The 14,909-nt window shown below is 68.1% G+C and carries 17 protein-coding genes and 2 pseudogenes; 7 read left to right on the forward strand and 12 right to left on the reverse strand.

Translation table 11 applies throughout. From position 1 onward, the window contains the following. Nucleotides 1-14: 14 nt before the first annotated feature. The gene (locus O159_RS09990; RefSeq protein WP_021755687.1) at nucleotides 15-260 is read right to left on the reverse strand and encodes a zf-HC2 domain-containing protein; all 246 of its coding nucleotides are present in this window, start codon (nucleotides 258-260) and stop codon (nucleotides 15-17) included. Beyond that, the gene (locus tag O159_RS09995; RefSeq protein WP_169725686.1) at nucleotides 257-868 is read right to left on the reverse strand and encodes a sigma-70 family RNA polymerase sigma factor; all 612 of its coding nucleotides are present in this window, start codon (nucleotides 866-868) and stop codon (nucleotides 257-259) included. The genes O159_RS09990 and O159_RS09995 overlap by 4 nt, the downstream gene beginning before the upstream one ends. 163 nt (nucleotides 869-1,031) lie before the next feature. Between O159_RS09995 and aroA the strand changes: the two genes are divergently transcribed. Genes aroA through bcp form a run of 3 tightly spaced genes read left to right on the forward strand, consistent with a single transcriptional unit; the run spans nucleotide 1,032 to nucleotide 3,954 of the window. Beyond that, entirely contained in the window at nucleotides 1,032-2,396 is a 1,365-nt protein-coding gene (gene aroA, locus O159_RS10000; RefSeq protein WP_021755691.1) for a 3-phosphoshikimate 1-carboxyvinyltransferase, read from the forward strand. Further along, the gene (gene rsgA / locus O159_RS10005) at nucleotides 2,396-3,454 is read left to right on the forward strand and encodes a ribosome small subunit-dependent GTPase A (RefSeq protein WP_021755692.1); all 1,059 of its coding nucleotides are present in this window, start codon (nucleotides 2,396-2,398) and stop codon (nucleotides 3,452-3,454) included. Before aroA ends, rsgA begins: the two co-directional genes overlap by 1 nt. A 26-nt stretch (nucleotides 3,455-3,480) precedes the next feature. After that, nucleotides 3,481-3,954 (forward strand): thioredoxin-dependent thiol peroxidase, encoded by a 474-nt coding sequence (gene bcp, locus O159_RS10010; RefSeq protein WP_021755693.1) that lies wholly within the window; start codon nucleotides 3,481-3,483, stop codon nucleotides 3,952-3,954. Nucleotides 3,955-3,963: 9 nt separating this feature from the next. Here the strand turns inward: bcp and O159_RS10015 are convergent, their stop codons facing one another. From O159_RS10015 to O159_RS10045, 7 genes are all read right to left on the reverse strand, one after another. Then, nucleotides 3,964-4,731: an ABC transporter ATP-binding protein gene (locus O159_RS10015; RefSeq protein WP_021755694.1), complete on the reverse strand. Its 768-nt coding sequence runs from the start codon at nucleotides 4,729-4,731 to the stop codon at nucleotides 3,964-3,966. Next, the gene (locus O159_RS10020) at nucleotides 4,728-5,408 is read right to left on the reverse strand and encodes an ATP-binding cassette domain-containing protein (RefSeq protein ID WP_021755695.1); all 681 of its coding nucleotides are present in this window, start codon (nucleotides 5,406-5,408) and stop codon (nucleotides 4,728-4,730) included. The genes O159_RS10015 and O159_RS10020 overlap by 4 nt, the downstream gene beginning before the upstream one ends. Then, nucleotides 5,405-6,166: an ABC transporter permease gene (locus tag O159_RS15905; RefSeq protein ID WP_021755696.1), complete on the reverse strand. Its 762-nt coding sequence runs from the start codon at nucleotides 6,164-6,166 to the stop codon at nucleotides 5,405-5,407. Before O159_RS15905 ends, O159_RS10020 begins: the two co-directional genes overlap by 4 nt. A 144-nt stretch (nucleotides 6,167-6,310) precedes the next feature. Next, nucleotides 6,311-7,273 carry an ABC transporter permease gene (locus O159_RS10030; protein WP_021755697.1) on the reverse strand — a complete coding sequence of 321 codons (963 nt, stop codon included), beginning with the start codon at nucleotides 7,271-7,273 and terminating at the stop codon, nucleotides 6,311-6,313. An 89-nt stretch (nucleotides 7,274-7,362) separates the two neighbouring features. Continuing rightward, a complete protein-coding gene (locus O159_RS10035) occupies nucleotides 7,363-8,856 on the reverse strand; it encodes an ABC transporter substrate-binding protein (RefSeq protein WP_021755698.1) in 1,494 nt (497 codons plus the stop codon). A 43-nt stretch (nucleotides 8,857-8,899) separates the two neighbouring features. After that, the gene (locus O159_RS15270) at nucleotides 8,900-9,580 is read right to left on the reverse strand and encodes a DUF1684 domain-containing protein (protein ID WP_021755699.1); all 681 of its coding nucleotides are present in this window, start codon (nucleotides 9,578-9,580) and stop codon (nucleotides 8,900-8,902) included. A 128-nt stretch (nucleotides 9,581-9,708) separates the two neighbouring features. Beyond that, the gene (locus O159_RS10045) at nucleotides 9,709-10,122 is read right to left on the reverse strand and encodes a hypothetical protein (protein ID WP_021755700.1); all 414 of its coding nucleotides are present in this window, start codon (nucleotides 10,120-10,122) and stop codon (nucleotides 9,709-9,711) included. A 225-nt stretch (nucleotides 10,123-10,347) separates the two neighbouring features. Between O159_RS10045 and O159_RS10050 the strand changes: the two genes are divergently transcribed. Beyond that, entirely contained in the window at nucleotides 10,348-10,596 is a 249-nt protein-coding gene (locus O159_RS10050) for a WhiB family transcriptional regulator (protein WP_011186636.1), read from the forward strand. Between the two features lie 59 nt (nucleotides 10,597-10,655). On the opposite strand, the gene O159_RS10055 is transcribed toward O159_RS10050, so the two are convergent. After that, nucleotides 10,656-12,149 (reverse strand): sensor histidine kinase, encoded by a 1,494-nt coding sequence (locus O159_RS10055; protein WP_021755701.1) that lies wholly within the window; start codon nucleotides 12,147-12,149, stop codon nucleotides 10,656-10,658. Nucleotides 12,150-12,330: 181 nt separating this feature from the next. On the opposite strand from O159_RS10055, the pseudogene O159_RS16880 reads away from it, so the two are divergent. Together O159_RS16880 and O159_RS16885 are read left to right on the forward strand one after the other, a co-directional pair. Beyond that, nucleotides 12,331-12,522, forward strand: a pseudogene (locus O159_RS16880) (hypothetical protein); the annotation flags it as partial. An 82-nt stretch (nucleotides 12,523-12,604) separates the two neighbouring features. Beyond that, nucleotides 12,605-12,814, forward strand: coding sequence for an Rv3235 family protein (locus O159_RS16885; protein ID WP_021755702.1), 210 nt, complete (start codon nucleotides 12,605-12,607; stop codon nucleotides 12,812-12,814). Between the two features lie 135 nt (nucleotides 12,815-12,949). Here the strand turns inward: O159_RS16885 and O159_RS17005 are convergent. Then, nucleotides 12,950-13,108 (reverse strand): annotated as a pseudogene (locus O159_RS17005) (IS21-like element helper ATPase IstB); the annotation flags it as partial. Nucleotides 13,109-13,308: 200 nt separating this feature from the next. On the opposite strand from O159_RS17005, the gene O159_RS14615 reads away from it, so the two are divergent. Next, entirely contained in the window at nucleotides 13,309-13,722 is a 414-nt protein-coding gene (locus O159_RS14615; RefSeq protein ID WP_236609467.1) for a hypothetical protein, read from the forward strand. A 670-nt stretch (nucleotides 13,723-14,392) separates the two neighbouring features. Here the strand turns inward: O159_RS14615 and O159_RS10065 are convergent. Next, nucleotides 14,393-14,821, reverse strand: coding sequence for a DUF2871 domain-containing protein (locus tag O159_RS10065; RefSeq protein ID WP_021755704.1), 429 nt, complete (start codon nucleotides 14,819-14,821; stop codon nucleotides 14,393-14,395). Nucleotides 14,822-14,909 lie beyond the last annotated feature (88 nt).

A 14,909-nucleotide genomic window follows, 5' to 3' on the forward strand; every position in this document is an offset into this window, starting at 1 on the left:
GAGGCCGCCCGGGATCAGTGGGTCGTCGTCTGAAACGACCGTATCCGCATCAGCACCTCGGCGCGCAGCGTCTCGGGAGCGGTCTCCTTGCAGGCGCGCTGCACCGCCTCGGTGAGGACGATGTTCAGGTGCAGCTCGTCGGAGCAGCCGTCGCAGTTGGCGAGGTGCTCGCGCACATCCGCAGCAGCCTCGCTGCAGAGCTCGTTGCGCAGATACTCTTCGAGTTCGGCCTTGGCCTTCTCGCATCCGCAGTCAGTCATGTCGTGCTCCTGGGGGTCTGCACGGCCCGGTCCTCCTGGACGGCGGAGAAACCACGCTCGTGCGCATAATCGGTCAGAAGCTCCCGGAGCATCCGGCGGCCGCGGTGGAGACGGCTCATGACCGTGCCGATCGGGGTCTTCATGATGTCGGCGATCTCCTGGTAGGAGAACCCTTCGACATCGGCGAGGTAGACGGCCAGCCGGAAGTCTTCGGGAATGGCCTGCAACGCGTCCTTGACGGCACTATCGGGCAGGTGGTCGATCGCCTCCGCCTCGGCCGAGCGACTCGAGGAGGCGGTCGTGGACTCCGCCCCTCCCATCTGCCAGTCCTCGAGTTCGTCGATCGTCCCCTGGTAGGGCTCGCGCTGTCTCTTGCGGTAGGTGTTGATGAAGGCGTTGGTGAGGATGCGGTACAGCCAGGCCTTCAGGTTGGTGCCCTGCTGGAACTGCCGGAAAGCAGCGAACGCCTTGACGTAGGTCTCCTGCACCAGGTCTTGCGCATCGGCCGGGTTCCTGGTCATCCGGAGCGCCGCCGCGTAGAGCTGGTCCATGAACGGCAGCGCCTGCTCCTCGAACAGAGCGCCCAGATCCTCGGTTTCGGTGGTCATCAGGGGCCAGTCTAGTTGCGGCTTCCGCGGACGGTCTCCAACGGCTCCGCCCGCCGCGCCGCCGCGGGCGCGCGGGATCGAACGGGGAGCGTTCAGAACAGCGGGAGTGGACGCCACAGGCCGATCCTTCCTTCCAGCGAGAACACGGATACCCTTGACAACAATGCTGATCTCGAACTATTCCACCCCCGACTTCAATCCCTACGGCGACACCCGTGTGGAGAAGCCCAACGCGCTGTGGCCCGCTCCCGTCGCGCCCGGACCGGTCTCGGCCTCCGTCTCCCTCCCCGGGTCCAAGTCGCTGACCGCCCGCGAACTGGTTCTGGCCGCCCTCGCAGACGGCCCCTCGCTGCTGAGCGCGCCGCTGCACTCACGCGACAGCGCCGCGATGGTGGAGGCGCTGCGCTCGTTCGGCGTGAGCATCGAGGAGAGAGAAGGCTCAGGAGGGTTCGGCTCGGATTTCCTGGTCACCCCCGCCGACGAGCTGCTCGGCAGCACCACCGTCGAGTGCGGCCAGGCCGGGACGGTCATGCGCTTCGTGCCGCCGATCGCTGGGCTCGCGCTCGGCCCGACGATGTTCGACGCGGACGACTCCGCGCGCGGCCGGCCCATGACCGCGATCATCGCCTCCCTCCGCGCGCTCGGCGTGGAGGTCAACGACGACGGCCACGGCGCCCTCCCGTTCACCGTCCACGGCACCGGGACGGTCGCCGGCGGCGCGATCGAGGTGGACGCCTCCCGTTCCAGCCAGTTCGTCAGCGCCCTTCTGCTCTCAGCCAGCCGTTTCGAGAACGGCCTCGAGCTGACGCACTCCGGCGAGCGCCTCCCGAGCCTGCCCCACATCGAGATGACGGTGGCCGCGCTCGCCGCGCGCGGTGTCGCCGTCGAATCGCCCGAGACGGGCCGCTGGATCGTGCAGCCCGGTCCGATCGCCGCGCGCGACGTGGACATCGAGCCGGATCTGTCCAACGCCGCCCCCTTCCTGGCCGCGGCCGTCGTCACCGGTGGCTCGGTCACGATCGCGGGCTGTCCCGAGTCGACAACGCAGGTCGGCGCCGACCTGGCCCGCCTGCTGCCACTGTTCGGGGCGACCGTGACGAAGGACGACGACCGGCTGACGGTCACCGGCCCCGAGCGCGTCCAGGGCATCCGGCTGGATCTGACGACCGGCGGCGAACTCGCGCCCGCCCTCGTCGCGATCGCCGCTCTGGCCGACGGCCCGAGCGAGATCACCGGCATCGGCCACATCCGCCACCACGAGACCGACCGCCTGGCCGCCCTCGCGGCCGAGATCAACGGTCTCGGCGGCGCGGTCACCGAGCTGGAGGACGGCCTCCGCATCGAGCCGAGGCCGCTCACGGGCGGCGTGTGGCACAGCTACGAAGATCACCGGATGGCGACCGCCGGGGCGATCGTCGGGCTGGCTGTCGAGGGTGTAGAGATCGAGAACGTCGCCACGACGGCGAAGACCCTCCCCCAATTCACCGAGCTGTGGGCGCGGATGCTCGACGAGAGCGCCCGCCCCTGATGCCCGGCGGCTCGGGGTCGTGGTGGTCGGACGACGATGACGACGACGAGTTCGACCGCTATGACGATTCAGCCATCCGCAGCCGGCCGAATCCCAAAGGCAACCGTCCGCGGACGAAGGTGCGCCCGGAGCACGCGGACGCGGAGATCGCACGCGTGCTCGGCGTCGACCGCGGGCGCTACACGGTGCTGCTGGACGAAGACGCCGAGCACGAGCGCGAGGTCACGGCCGCCCGGGCCAGCGAACTGCGCCGGAAGCCCATCGTGACCGGTGACCGGGTCGCGGTCGTGGGCGACACCACCGGTGAGCAGGGAACCCTCGCGCGCATCGTCCGCATCGAACCGCGCACGACTCTGCTGCGCCGCAGCGCCGACGACACCGACGAGGTCGAGCGCGTCATCGTCGCGAACGCCGATCAGATGCTCGTCGTCGTCGCCGCCGCGAACCCCGAACCCCGAACCCGGCTGGTCGACCGCTACCTCGTCGCCGCCTATGATGCGGGGATCGAGCCGATGCTCTGCGTGACGAAGATCGACCTGGCCGACCCCTCGCCGTTCCTGCGCAACTTCGCGGGGCTCGACCTGCCGGTGTTCACGAGCCGCGGGGATGCGATCCCGGTCGAGGAGATCACAGCCGCTCTGATCGGACACGGCACTGTCGTCGTGGGGCACTCGGGCGTCGGCAAGTCGACGCTCGTCAATGCGATCGTGCCCGGCGCCGGGCGCGCGACCGGACACGTCAACGAGGTGACCGGGCGCGGGCGGCACACCTCCTCCTCGACCGTCTCGCTGCGGGTCGGGAACGACGCGGGCCACGGCTGGGTCATCGACACCCCGGGGGTCCGCTCATTCGGGCTCGGGCACGTCGACACCGCCAGCATCCTGACGTCGTTCACCGACCTGGCCCGGCTCGCAGAGGAGTGCCCGCGCGGCTGCACCCATCTGCCGGACGCCCCCGACTGCGCGATCGTCGAGGCCGTCGAAGCCGGGCAGCTGGGCGAGATCGGCACAGCCCGGCTGGATTCGCTGCAACGGCTCCTGACGACATTCGCGCGCTGACGGCGGCGCTTTGCGAGAATAGCGGCATGACTGAAGCTCGTCTCGAGGCCGGCCAGACCGCGCCCGCATTCACCCTGAAAGACCAGGACGGCAAACCCGTCTCGCTCGCCGACTACGCCGGTGAGCAGGTCATCGTCTACTTCTACCCCGCGGCGATGACCCCGGGCTGCACCAAGGAGGCGTGCGACTTCCGTGACAGCCTCACCTCGCTCGCCTCCAGCGGCTACCGGGTCATCGGCATCTCGAAAGACGCCCCGGCCAAGAACAAGCGGTTCGCGGAGCAGGAAGGGCTGAACTTCCCGCTGCTCTCGGACGAGGACCTCGCGGTGCATAGCGCGTACGGCGCGTACGGCGAGAAGAAGCTCTACGGCAAGGTCGTGGAGGGCGTCATCCGCTCCACGTTCGTTCTGGACCCGGACGGCAGCGTCCGCCTCCCTCTGTACAACGTGAAAGCCACCGGCCACGTCGCCTCGCTGCGGAAGAAGCTCGGCCTCGACTGAGGACGCCGGTCAAGCGGCGGGCAGTCGCGGCACGGACGCGATGAGCCGCTGCGTGTAGGGGTCGGCCGGGGCGCCGAGGACATCCCGGGTCGACCCCTGCTCGACCACACGGCCACCGCGCAGCACGATGGTCTGCCGGCAGAGCGCCGCGACGACGCTGAGGTCGTGCGAGACCATCACAATTGTCATTCCATTGCGCTCGGTCAGCTCGCCGAGCAATTCGATGATCTGGATGCGCGTCGTCACATCGAGCGCGCTCACCGGCTCGTCTGCGAGCAGCACCCGGGGTCGCGACACGATCGCCCGGGCGATGGCGATGCGCTGGCGCTGGCCGCCCGAGAACTCGTGCGGGTAGCGCTGCGCGGCCTCCGCCGGCAGCGCGACGGCTCGCAGCGCCTCGGCCACCCGGTCGCGGGCCTCCGCACCGCTGGCGAACTTCAGCGAAGCAAGCGGCTCCCCGACGATGCGCCCCACGCTCTGCCGCGGGTTCAGGGAGGAGTAGGGGTCCTGGAAGACCGTCTGCACGCTGCGCCGGAATTCCCGCATCCGTGCCCGATCCCATCGGTCCAGCGGTGCGCCGTCGAACTCGACGCTGCCGTCGGTCGGTTCCGCGAGGCCGAGGAGCAGCGAGAGCACGGTCGTCTTGCCCGCGCCGGACTCCCCGACGAGCCCGACGCTCCGGCCCGGCTCGACCGCGAACGAGACGCCGTCGAGCGCCCGTGCCGGGGCACGCCGGTAGCGGAAGCCGGCCTCACGCAGTTCCAGGATGGCGGTCACGACACCTCCAGGGCGGCATCCAGTCGGCGGGCGCTGCGGACGAGCTCCACCGTGTAGGGGTCGGCCGGCGAGGTCAGGATGCGTTCGATCGCGCCTTCCTCCACCACCCGTCCCTCGCGCAGCACGAGCGCGCGATCGGTCATCCGCGAGATCGTGGCTGACGAACAGGAGCGCCATGCCGCGCTCGGCGACCAGGCTGTCCAGGAGGTCCACAGGATGTCCGCCTGGACCGTGACGTCGAGCGCGGTCGTCGGCTCGTCCGCGATGAGCAGCCGGGGGCGGCAGGCCAGCGCTGCGGCGATGGCCACGCGCTGTCGCTGTCCGCCGGAGATCTCGTGTGCGTAAGCCCGGGCGATGCGTTCGGGATCGGGCAGCCGGACCTCGGCGAGAGCCTCCAGCACCGCCTGCCGCAGCCCCGCGCCGCGCAGCCCGAGGTGGCAGCGCAGCGGCTCTGCCACCTGCTTCCCGAGCCGCATGAGCGGGTCGAGCGCTGTCAGCGGCTCCTGGAAGACGAGGGAGGCCGTCCGCCCGCGGAGCGGCACGAGTACACTCTCCTTCGCCCCGATGACCGGCACCCCGGCGAGTTCGACCTCCCCGGTCGCCGTCAGCCCGTCGGGGAGCAACCCGGTCACGGCGAACGACGTCAGCGATTTGCCCGAGCCGGACTCGCCGATCAAGCTGAGCCGCTCCCCCTCGTCCAGCCGGAACGAGACGCCCTCCTGAGCGTCGGGTCGCCGATGTCCCGCACTCCGTCGGCGACGAGATTGACTCCGACCACGAGCACCACACCGGGAGCGATCGCACCCGCCGGGGCGACGGCGACCGTTCCCTGCGCCTCTTGCAGCAGCCGGCCCCACGAGGCGTTCGGCGGCGGCGCCCCGAGCCCCAGATACGACAGGCTCGCCTCCGCGAGCACGGCGGCGCCGAACTGAAGCGCGAGGTTCACGCTCAGCGTCGGCCAGATGTTGGGCAGGATGTGCCGCCCCACGATGCCCGCCCACGAGGTCCCCGCCGTCCGCGCGGCCGTGACATACTGCTGCGCCAGCACGCGCTTCGCGAGGATGCGCGTCAGCCGCGCGACCACCGCCGACAGCGCGAGCCCGATCGCGAGGATCGCCGTCCCGAGCGACGCCCCCTGCGCCGCGACGATGAGCATGGCGAGCAACAGCGTCGGGAAGGCAATCAGTGTGTCGAGCACAGCCGAGACCGTGTGGTCCAGCCAGCGCGTCGCGAAAGCGGCCAGCATCCCGACCGTCACACCGACGATCGCGCCGATGACCGCCGCTCCTGCTCCGACCGCGAGGGCGATCCGGGCGCCGATCATGAGCTGGGTCAGCAGATCGCGCCCGAACCGGTCGGTCCCGAGCCAGTGCGAGGCGTCCGGCGGTTGCAGCCGCCCGCCCGAGGTGTCGCCCTGCGCGTACGGAAGCCACACGAACGAGACCGCTGCGCACGAGCGCCACCAGCCCGACCAGCGCCAGGCCGAGCCCGAGCGTCAGCGACCGCCGCGTGCGGCGACCGGCTCCCGCCCGCCGGTCGGGCGCGGGGCCCTGCGCGCCCGCCTGCTCCACCACCGCGTTCATCGGTTCCCCGAAATGCTGTGCCGCAGCCGCGGGTCGATGAGGCGCTGCGCGATGTCGGCCAGGAAGCCGACGACCAGGACGAACAGTGTCGAGACGAAGAGGATGCCCTGGATGCCGGGGTAGTCATGCTGCTCGATCGCCCTCAGCAGCATGCTCCCCAGCCCCGGCAGCGTGAACACGCTCTCGACCACGACCGCCCCGAGGAACGTGGTCGCCAGCTCGATCCCGAGCACCGAGACGACCGGCACCGCGCCGTTCCTCAGCCCGTGCCGCCACATCGCCCGCCCGAGACCGGAGCCGAGCGCGCGGGCGTTGCGCAAGTAGTCGCTGCCGATCACATCCAGCGTCGCGCTGCGCACGTAGCGGGAGAGGGAGGCGCTCATCACAATCGCGATCGTCGCGATCGGCAGCGCGAGCGACCCGAGCGCCGCAGCCGGGTCGGCCCAGTCGTCCCGGGGGAATCCGCCCGACGGGAACCAGCGCAGGGCGATCGAGAACACGCTGACCAGCAGGATGCCGACCCAGAAAACCGGCACGGCGATCCCAAGCTGCGAGAACGCGGAGAGCGCCAGCCCGTACCACCGGTCGGCCTTCCACGCCGCGAAGAAACCGATCGGCAGCGCCAGCGCGACCGCGAGCGCGAACGAGAGCAGCGTCAGCGGGACCGTCACCACCAGCCGCGAAGCGATCTCCGGACCGACCGGCAGGGAGGTGATGAACGACTCCCCGAGATCGAATGTGAGGAGCGATGCGAACCACGTCGCGAACTGCTGCGCCAGCGGGAGGTCGCTGCCGACCTGCTGCCGCGCCGCCGAGATCTGCTCCCGGGTCGCGCTCGCGGAGAGCAGCGCGTTGGCCGGGTCGCCCGGGAGCACACGCAGGAGGAAGAACAGCACCACCATGGCGAGCAGCAGCGACACCACGAGGAAAGCCGTGCGACGGAAGAGGTAGACAGCCATGATGTTCTCAGCGTAGATGCCCGGACGGCCGGTAGTGGCCCACTCGGGCAGCTGTGGAGAGGCGGATCGGACGATGCGGGTGTGGAGGACTACTTCTTGACGATGCCGTAGGCGTAGAACTGCGAGTTCAGCCCGTTCACCGGATAGCCGGTCACCTCCTTCGAGGCGACCACGATCTGCGGATACAGGTACAGCCAGGCGCTGGCCGCATCCTTCGCGATCTGCTCGCCCACGAGCGTGAGCTTCGCGGTCTGCCCGGCCGTGGTCGACGCTTGCTCCGCTTCGGCGACCCACTGGGTCACCTGGGGGTTGTCGTAGCCCCAGTAGAAGTCCGGGTTGCTATACCAGACCACATCGCGGTCGTTGACGTACTCCTGCAGCGTCGCGGTGAAGTCGTGGTCCTTGAACACTTTCGTGTACCACTCATCGGCGGAGATCGAGTTGATGTTCACCGTGACTCCGACTTTGGCGAGTTCCGTCTTGAGGAACTCGGCCACCGCCGGGTGCGGGTCGTAGGTCGGGGTGTCGAGCGTGAACGTGAACCCGTTCGGGAGTCCGGCCTCGGCCAGCTCCTTCTTCGCGAGCGAGACATCGTACGGGTTGACCGCGGTGAGGTCTTCGTACCAGGGGTCGCTCGGCGGGACCATCGAGCCGATGAGCGTGCCATAGTCTCCCCAGATCGACGTGAGGAGCTTCTTTTTGTCGATCGCCGAGGAGAGAGCTTTGCGCACCTCGGCCTTGTCGAACGGCGCGACCCTGTCGTTGAAGGCCAGGAGCTCTTTCGTCGTCGAGGTCCCCTCGCTGATCCGGTAGTCCGCATTGTTCCGGAACTGCGCGAGCGCGTCCGGGCTCTGCACACTCGTGACGATATCGACCCGGTTGGTCAGCAGGGCGTTCGAGAGAGCGCTCGCGTCGGTGAAGTACTCGAAGACGACCTCCCTGTTCTTCGCCGCGTCGCCCCAGTAGCCGCTCCAGCACTCGAGACTGAGCGAACTGCCGCGTTTCCAGGAGCCGAGCTTGTACGGCCCCGTGCCGTCCTCGGCCGTCTTGTAGTTCGACGTGCCCGGTCCGTAGACCCAGATGTAGCTGAGGTTGTACGGCAGCGAGATCGACCGCGCCGTCAGCGTAACGACCACGGTCTTCGCGTCGAGCGTCTCGATGCCGGAGATCACAGCGAGCTGCGACTTGCGGGCGGACTGGGAGCCGTCGGCGAGGACGCGCTCGATGCTCGACTTCACCGCGGCGCTGGTGAGCGGCGTGCCGGAGTGGAAGGTCACGCCGTCGCGCAGGGTGAAGGTGTACGTCAGGCCGTCCTCGCTCGCCGTGTAGCCGGTGGCGAGCAGCGGCTCGACTTTGCCGTCGTCGGTGAGAGCGAACAGGCCCTCGTAGACATTACCGTTCAACGCCTCGGTCACGCCCTGGCCGCCGCCGGTGTTGTCGAGGTTGACGGGCTCATAGAGCGAGCCGATGGCGATGGACGCGTCAGGGCCGCCAGCGGACGACGAGCCGCCGGCGCAGCCGGCGAGCGCCAGCGCCGAGGCCAGGCCGATCGCGAGCGTGGCGAAAAGGGGAGTCTTTCTCAAGGGCGTTCTCCTGTGCTGTGAGGAAGGCGGGCGTTCGGGCGGATCAGTGCGCGAAGCCCTCGCGGAACACGACGCGCTTCTCCCCGGCCGTGACCGGGAAGGCAAAGCGGTTGCTCCGCGGCGGCAGCGGACAGTTGAACTGGTCCGAGAAGCCGCAGGGCGGGACGAATGCGCGGTTGAAGTCGAGGACGGCGCGATCGCCGTGCCGGGTGACGAAGAGGAAGCGGCCGGAGGCGTAGGTCCCGCCGTCGTCCTCGGCGCCGTTGGTCGGGTCGCCGAAGACCAGCAGCAGCGTCCCCTCGTCGTCGAACGCGCTCAGCGTGTAGTCGACGCCGTCGCGCGAGAAGGAGATGTCTCCGGGCACGACCTTGTCGCGGGTGAGGCCGTTGTCCCGGATGTGCTCGAACGGGACGGTGTGCTCCCCCGCCACCGGTGTGAACGTCGCCTCGACGACCCACGCCGGGTCGAACGGGAAAGCGTCGATGGTGTCGAAGGCCCGGATGGCCGGGGAGGCCGCGTCCCAGAGCCGGATGCCTCGCTCAGGCGCGCCGGTGTCGAGGTTGCCGCGCCCGACCGCGGTGGCGGTGACGGTCGCGGGGTGTCCGGCCAGCGCCTCCTGCGCGGTCGTCGTGTCGCCCTCGGGCAGCCAGCGCGTCTCGATGAGCGCGAGGTTCCCCGTCGGGCCGGCGACGGGCGGACAGCCGCGAGGAACGCCACGAGTCATAGCCGGCGCGAGCGGTCGCGACGGTGGACGGGGAGGCGAGGAATGGGGCGGGCGCAGGTGGGGCGGGGAGTTCAGACACGATGTCAGACATAACGCCACCGAGTCTCGGGGTTGTTCCCAACCCGGCGCTATTCGTGTGACTCAGTATTTCGCGCGGTGGCCTTCACGACCGAAGGGACCACGGCGAGCACCACGGCGGCGACCGCGGGAACGAGCAGGCCCCACCCCAGATCCGGCCGCGCGACGAGGCCCTGGAAGCTGCCGACGGCGACCGCCAGCATCAGGATCTGGATGGTGACCGTCGAGGCACGCGCCCACGCCCGCAGCGTGAGGATGCCGACCAGCGTCGCGATCGCCCATGCTGCGGCCAGCGCTGTGAGCACGAAGATCGCGATCGCCGTCGCGAACGACTCAGGGACGATCGTGAGCAGGTCGACCAGCAGCCAGACCGCCAGAGCGGTGACAAGAGCGGACTCCAGACCGAGGATCACGGCCAGCGCCACCAGCAGCGGCGGCCGACGGGGGGAAGACAGGGCGGGCACTTTAGCATCCAAACGTTTCGAGCGTGTGTTCACAGGGTTGTCTCATACAAAACTATTGATTCGAGTTAACCGCTATGGGAGCATATTGGAGGTCGAGTTAACGCTCACAGGGTCGTGGGCATGTCTCGTTTCTCACGGGTCTGAACCCTGTAACCCGACTGCTTACCTGCATCCTAGGCCTCTGCGGCCGGGAGAAACCTAGCAAACAACAAGGAGCACATTTTCATGGATTGGCGCGACAAAGCCGCCTGCCTGACCGCGGACCCCGAACTGTTCTTCCCGGTCGGCAACACCGGCCCCGCTGTCGACCAGATCGACAAGGCCAAGACCGTCTGCGCACGCTGCACCGTGACCGAGATCTGCCTGCAGTACGCCCTCGAGACCAGCCAGGACTCGGGCGTCTGGGGCGGCCTCTCCGAGGACGAGCGCCGCGCCCTCAAACGCCGTGCCGCCCGCGCCCGCCGCGCCTCCTGAGCCCGCGCGATCCCGACCCCGGTTCGGCCCTCGTTCCCCATGACACGGCCGGGGCGGCGTCACCCCTTGGTCAGGTAGCGCAGCGGAACCTCGATAGTCACCTCTGTGCCCTGTCCCATCATCGTGTGCCAATCGATCGCACCGCCCAGTTCGCCCTGGATGAGCGTGCGGACGATCTGGGTGCCGAGACCCGAACCCACTTTGCCCTCCGCCAGACCTGAGCCGTTGTCGACCACCTTCACCGTCAGGAAGTCCGCGGTGCGGTCGGCCACGATCTCCACCTGACCTTCGCGCCCGGCCAGCCCGTGCTCGACGGCGTTCGTCACCAGTTCCGTCAGCGCGAGGGCGAGCGGAGTCGCATACTCGCTCGGCATCGAGCCGAACCGGCCCGTCCGCTTCGGATGCACGGTCGTCGTGTGACTCGCGGCGACCTCCGCCACCAGGAGCAGCACCCGGTCGAACACATCGTCGAAGTCCACGATCTGATCGAGACCGGTGGAGAGCGTGTCGTGGACGACGGCGATCGCAGCCACTCGCCGCATCGCCTGGCTCAGCGCCTCGCGCGCCTCTTCGGAATGGGTGCGCCGGGCCTGGATGCGCAGCAGTGAGGCGACCGTCTGGAGATTGTTCTTCACCCGGTGGTGGATCTCCCGGATGGTCGCGTCCTTCGTGATCAGTTCGCGCTCCTGATGCCGCTGCTCGGACACATCCCGGCACAGCACGATCGCGCCGACCCGCTCGCCGCGGTTGCGGATCGGGATGGCGCGCAGCGAGACAGTGACGCCGCGCGCCTCGATGTCGGTCCGCCACGGCGCACGACCGGTCACGACCAGCGGCAGGGACTCGTCCACCGCGATCGTGCCCGCCAAGAGCTTCGTGGTGACGGTCGCGAGGGACTCGCCCTCCAGCTCCCCGGTGAACCCCATCCGGTTGAAGGCGCTCAGCGCGTTCGGGCTCGCGAACGTGGTGATGCCATCGACACCGAGCCGGATCAGACCGTCCGCAGCACGAGGAGCGCCACGCCGAGGGGCCGCGGGTGCTCCCGGATCGGGGAAGTCCCCCGTCGCGATCATCGTGAACAGGTCGTTGGCGCAGTCGTTGAATGTCAGCTCCTGCCGGCTCGGCGTGCGCGCCTCGCTGAGGTTGGTGTGCCGGGTGATCACCGCGATCGGCTCCTCCGCCATCTCCGGCGAGTGGACGCTCAGCCGGCGGATGACCGGAACCGCGCGCACCCGGGTGGGCGTCTCCTCGTACCAGTCGGGCGCGGACGTGTCGATGATGGATTCCGTCCGGTACGCGTCCGTCACCTGCTGCGACCACTCCGGCTTGATCCGCTGGCCCACGAAGTCCCGGTAGAACAGCGTCGCCGCGCTGGAGGGCCGCGCGTGGGCGACCGCCACGAAATCGTCATCGGCCGTCGGCACCCAGAGCACGATGTCCGCGAACGCGAGATCGGCCAGCAGCTGCCAGTCGCCCACCAGCCCGTGCAACCATTCGACGTCGGCCTCGGATGAGCGGCCCTGGGCATGAACGAGATCACTGAGCGTCGACACGTCACCAGTGTATGCGGGTCAGCTCCCGGGTCGGCATCTCTGGAGTATCGCACAAGCAAGACAAAAACGCAAGGCATGCTTTTCTGTGCTTTTACGCTCTGTACCTTTGCCCGGCCTGCTGTTTGGGTGGGTGAACCACGCGCTCGACAGCAAACGGCCCAGGAGAGAGGACCACGACATGATGCCGCACCCCCGGAACCGTCCGGACACGCCCGGAGCATCCCTCGGCCTCGGCTCGGCGGACGAATCACCGGCCGACGGCGAGGCGGTCGCAACGACGCGCGATGCCGGCGCCCGTGGGCTCCCCGTCTCCTCGCCCGACCTCAGCGCCGACGCCGCCGCACTCTGCGCCACTCTCGCCCTCTGCGTCGTCGAGATCATCGCCGGCGTGCGCGCGCTCGAACAGATCGGGCGGTGGGTCACAGACTCGTGTCTACATCCATATCCTGCGCCGGATGGTCATCGCCGCCCGTTATCGTGCCGTCGCGGGCGTGGACGAGCGCCGGCCGCGCGGCCGGGTGGGGAAGCCGATGGTCTCGCTGCTCGGGGACACGGTCGCTGAGGCGGTGATGATGGTTCATCAGCCGACCCGTTCCCGGGCCGTCGCGATCCGGCTGGAGCGGCACCGATCGCGCTGGCGCGCCTCGGCGATCCATGTGATCTAAGGCCCCGTCGGGGGCCGGAAAAGGGGGAGATGAGAGGCGGCACGCCCCTAAGAACTCGATCCAAGAGATCAGAGACTCCTCCACTCGCGGGCCGACAACGTTGACGGGGCGGGCCACAGTGCCCGCCCCGTCAACGGATTGGGTGGAGGCGATCGCGACGGAGTTCCTCTGTTCGCGTTCGGCGAGGACGGGGAAGAGAAGCTCGACGCCGCGGTGGTCGGGTTCCGTGCAGCCGGGTTCGTCGATGCAGACCAGGGCGACGCAGCCGTAGCGGGCGATGGTGCGGGCGAGTTGTGACCCCGACGGAAGATCTGGGCGATGACTCATCGTTCAGGACTCTCGGCCGGGGCACTCGCCACTTCTGCCGCGCCCCCCTTGACGGCTGAGCAGCTTGAGAGTATTTTCAGGCCATGTTTTCAAAAAGATGTGTTATTGGCATTGTGAGTGCGGCGTTTCTGCCTCTGGCTCTCTTGGCCGATGGCGCCTCCCCGACGATGGCCTCCGGCGTCGACCCGGGCTACACGGTCGACCACGGCTCTGCGGACCCTGATGGGGTTTCCGTTCTCAGCTATAGCCCTCGAGAACGAGAGAAAACTCGCCGCTACTGGACTCCAGAGCGCCTTGAGCAAGCCGATGAGAAAGCCGGTGTGTCTGACCGCGATGGTATTGGTCAGCAGCTCAATGCCACTATTGTTCCTCTCGCTGAAATCGACAGCCTGGGGGTTCTGTTCGGACGTAAGGACAACCAGCCGTGGCGTTGTTCCGCCAACGCTGTCGAAGCACAAAACCTCAGCGTCATCTCCACGGCCGGTCACTGCGTAGCAGAGAAACCTCACGTCATTGATCATCTGGTTTTCTATGCGGGATACCGGGGTCCTCATCGTCTCTCCGCTTTTTGGAAGCTTTGACGTTTTTTGGAGCGTGACACCGAATGGGTGGGCTCTTCAGCACGGTGACGGATTCGACGTCGCCTTCCTGAAGGTGGACACAAGAAACGAGCCTCAAGCGGAGGGAAGCACTCACCCCGGACATCCTGTGCTGGGGCAAAGCGGCCCGACTCCGAGTGGGATTATCTTTGCTTACCACCCGACCGGCCCCGCCGATGCCTATGGTTACCCCGGAGCGATACAGAACGGCGACGTTCCCGTGAAATGCTCTGATGACATCCAGACGCTGTTTCACACTGTCGGCCCGAACCTTCGTGTCATGGACGATTGCGAGAACTTCAGCGGAGGTGCGTCAGGTGGCCCTGTCGTCCAGAACGTCGATGGTCACCGCCGTGTCACCGGGAATGTCGAGAACTCAATTATGCAACTCACGAAATTCACGTGACCTATTGGGAGCTCGCAGCACAAAACTCGTGGACTTATGCCGAAACCCACTGATTCATCGTCATCCGTTACCTCACATTCATGAGCCTCACCCGGTGAAGGGGGTGGCCATCATGATGCCACCTCCACCGTCTCCGTAGCGCTCTCTCCGTGCCTCTTTCAGGGGATGACGGGTCTGCGGCTGGATCGGTGACCGCCCCTGCGATCCGCCGTGTCTCTGTCAACGTGAACGAAGACGAGGGAGGGGTCAGGAACGCTGCGGGTCGTCGACAGCGGCAGCGAACACCCGGCGGCCGAGCGCCACCAGGAACAGCACCAGCGCCACCGTCAGCAGGATGTGACCCATTCCGGCGATTCCCGCGACTGCGGCGCCGCTCTTCTCGCCGAGGACCGTCAGAGTCCCGTGCGCCGTCATGGCACCGGCGGTGAGCAGCAGGCCCGCGTTGTAGGTCCAGAAGAACCAGGCGAACAGGGGGCCGTGCGCCAGCCCGAAGAGGCGATCCAGGATCAGCACCAGCAAGAACACCACGAACCCCAGCACGAGCAGGTGTACGTGAACGAGGCTGAGCTGGGTCGCTCCCTGGACGTCGCCGGCTTTCGTGAATTCGCGGAAGAACAGCCCGGAGCCGAGCCCGAGGACGAGGAAGACCGTGGCCGCGATGAAAGAAGATCTCATGTCGTCCAGTCTTCGCGGGGATGGCTCCGGCGGCATCGTTCGAAAGATGGAACACGAACGAAACAGCGGGGCGGCCCTGTCGGGACCA

The organism is Leifsonia xyli subsp. cynodontis DSM 46306, assembly GCF_000470775.1.
Classification (GTDB): Bacteria; Actinomycetota; Actinomycetes; order Actinomycetales; family Microbacteriaceae; genus Leifsonia; species Leifsonia cynodontis.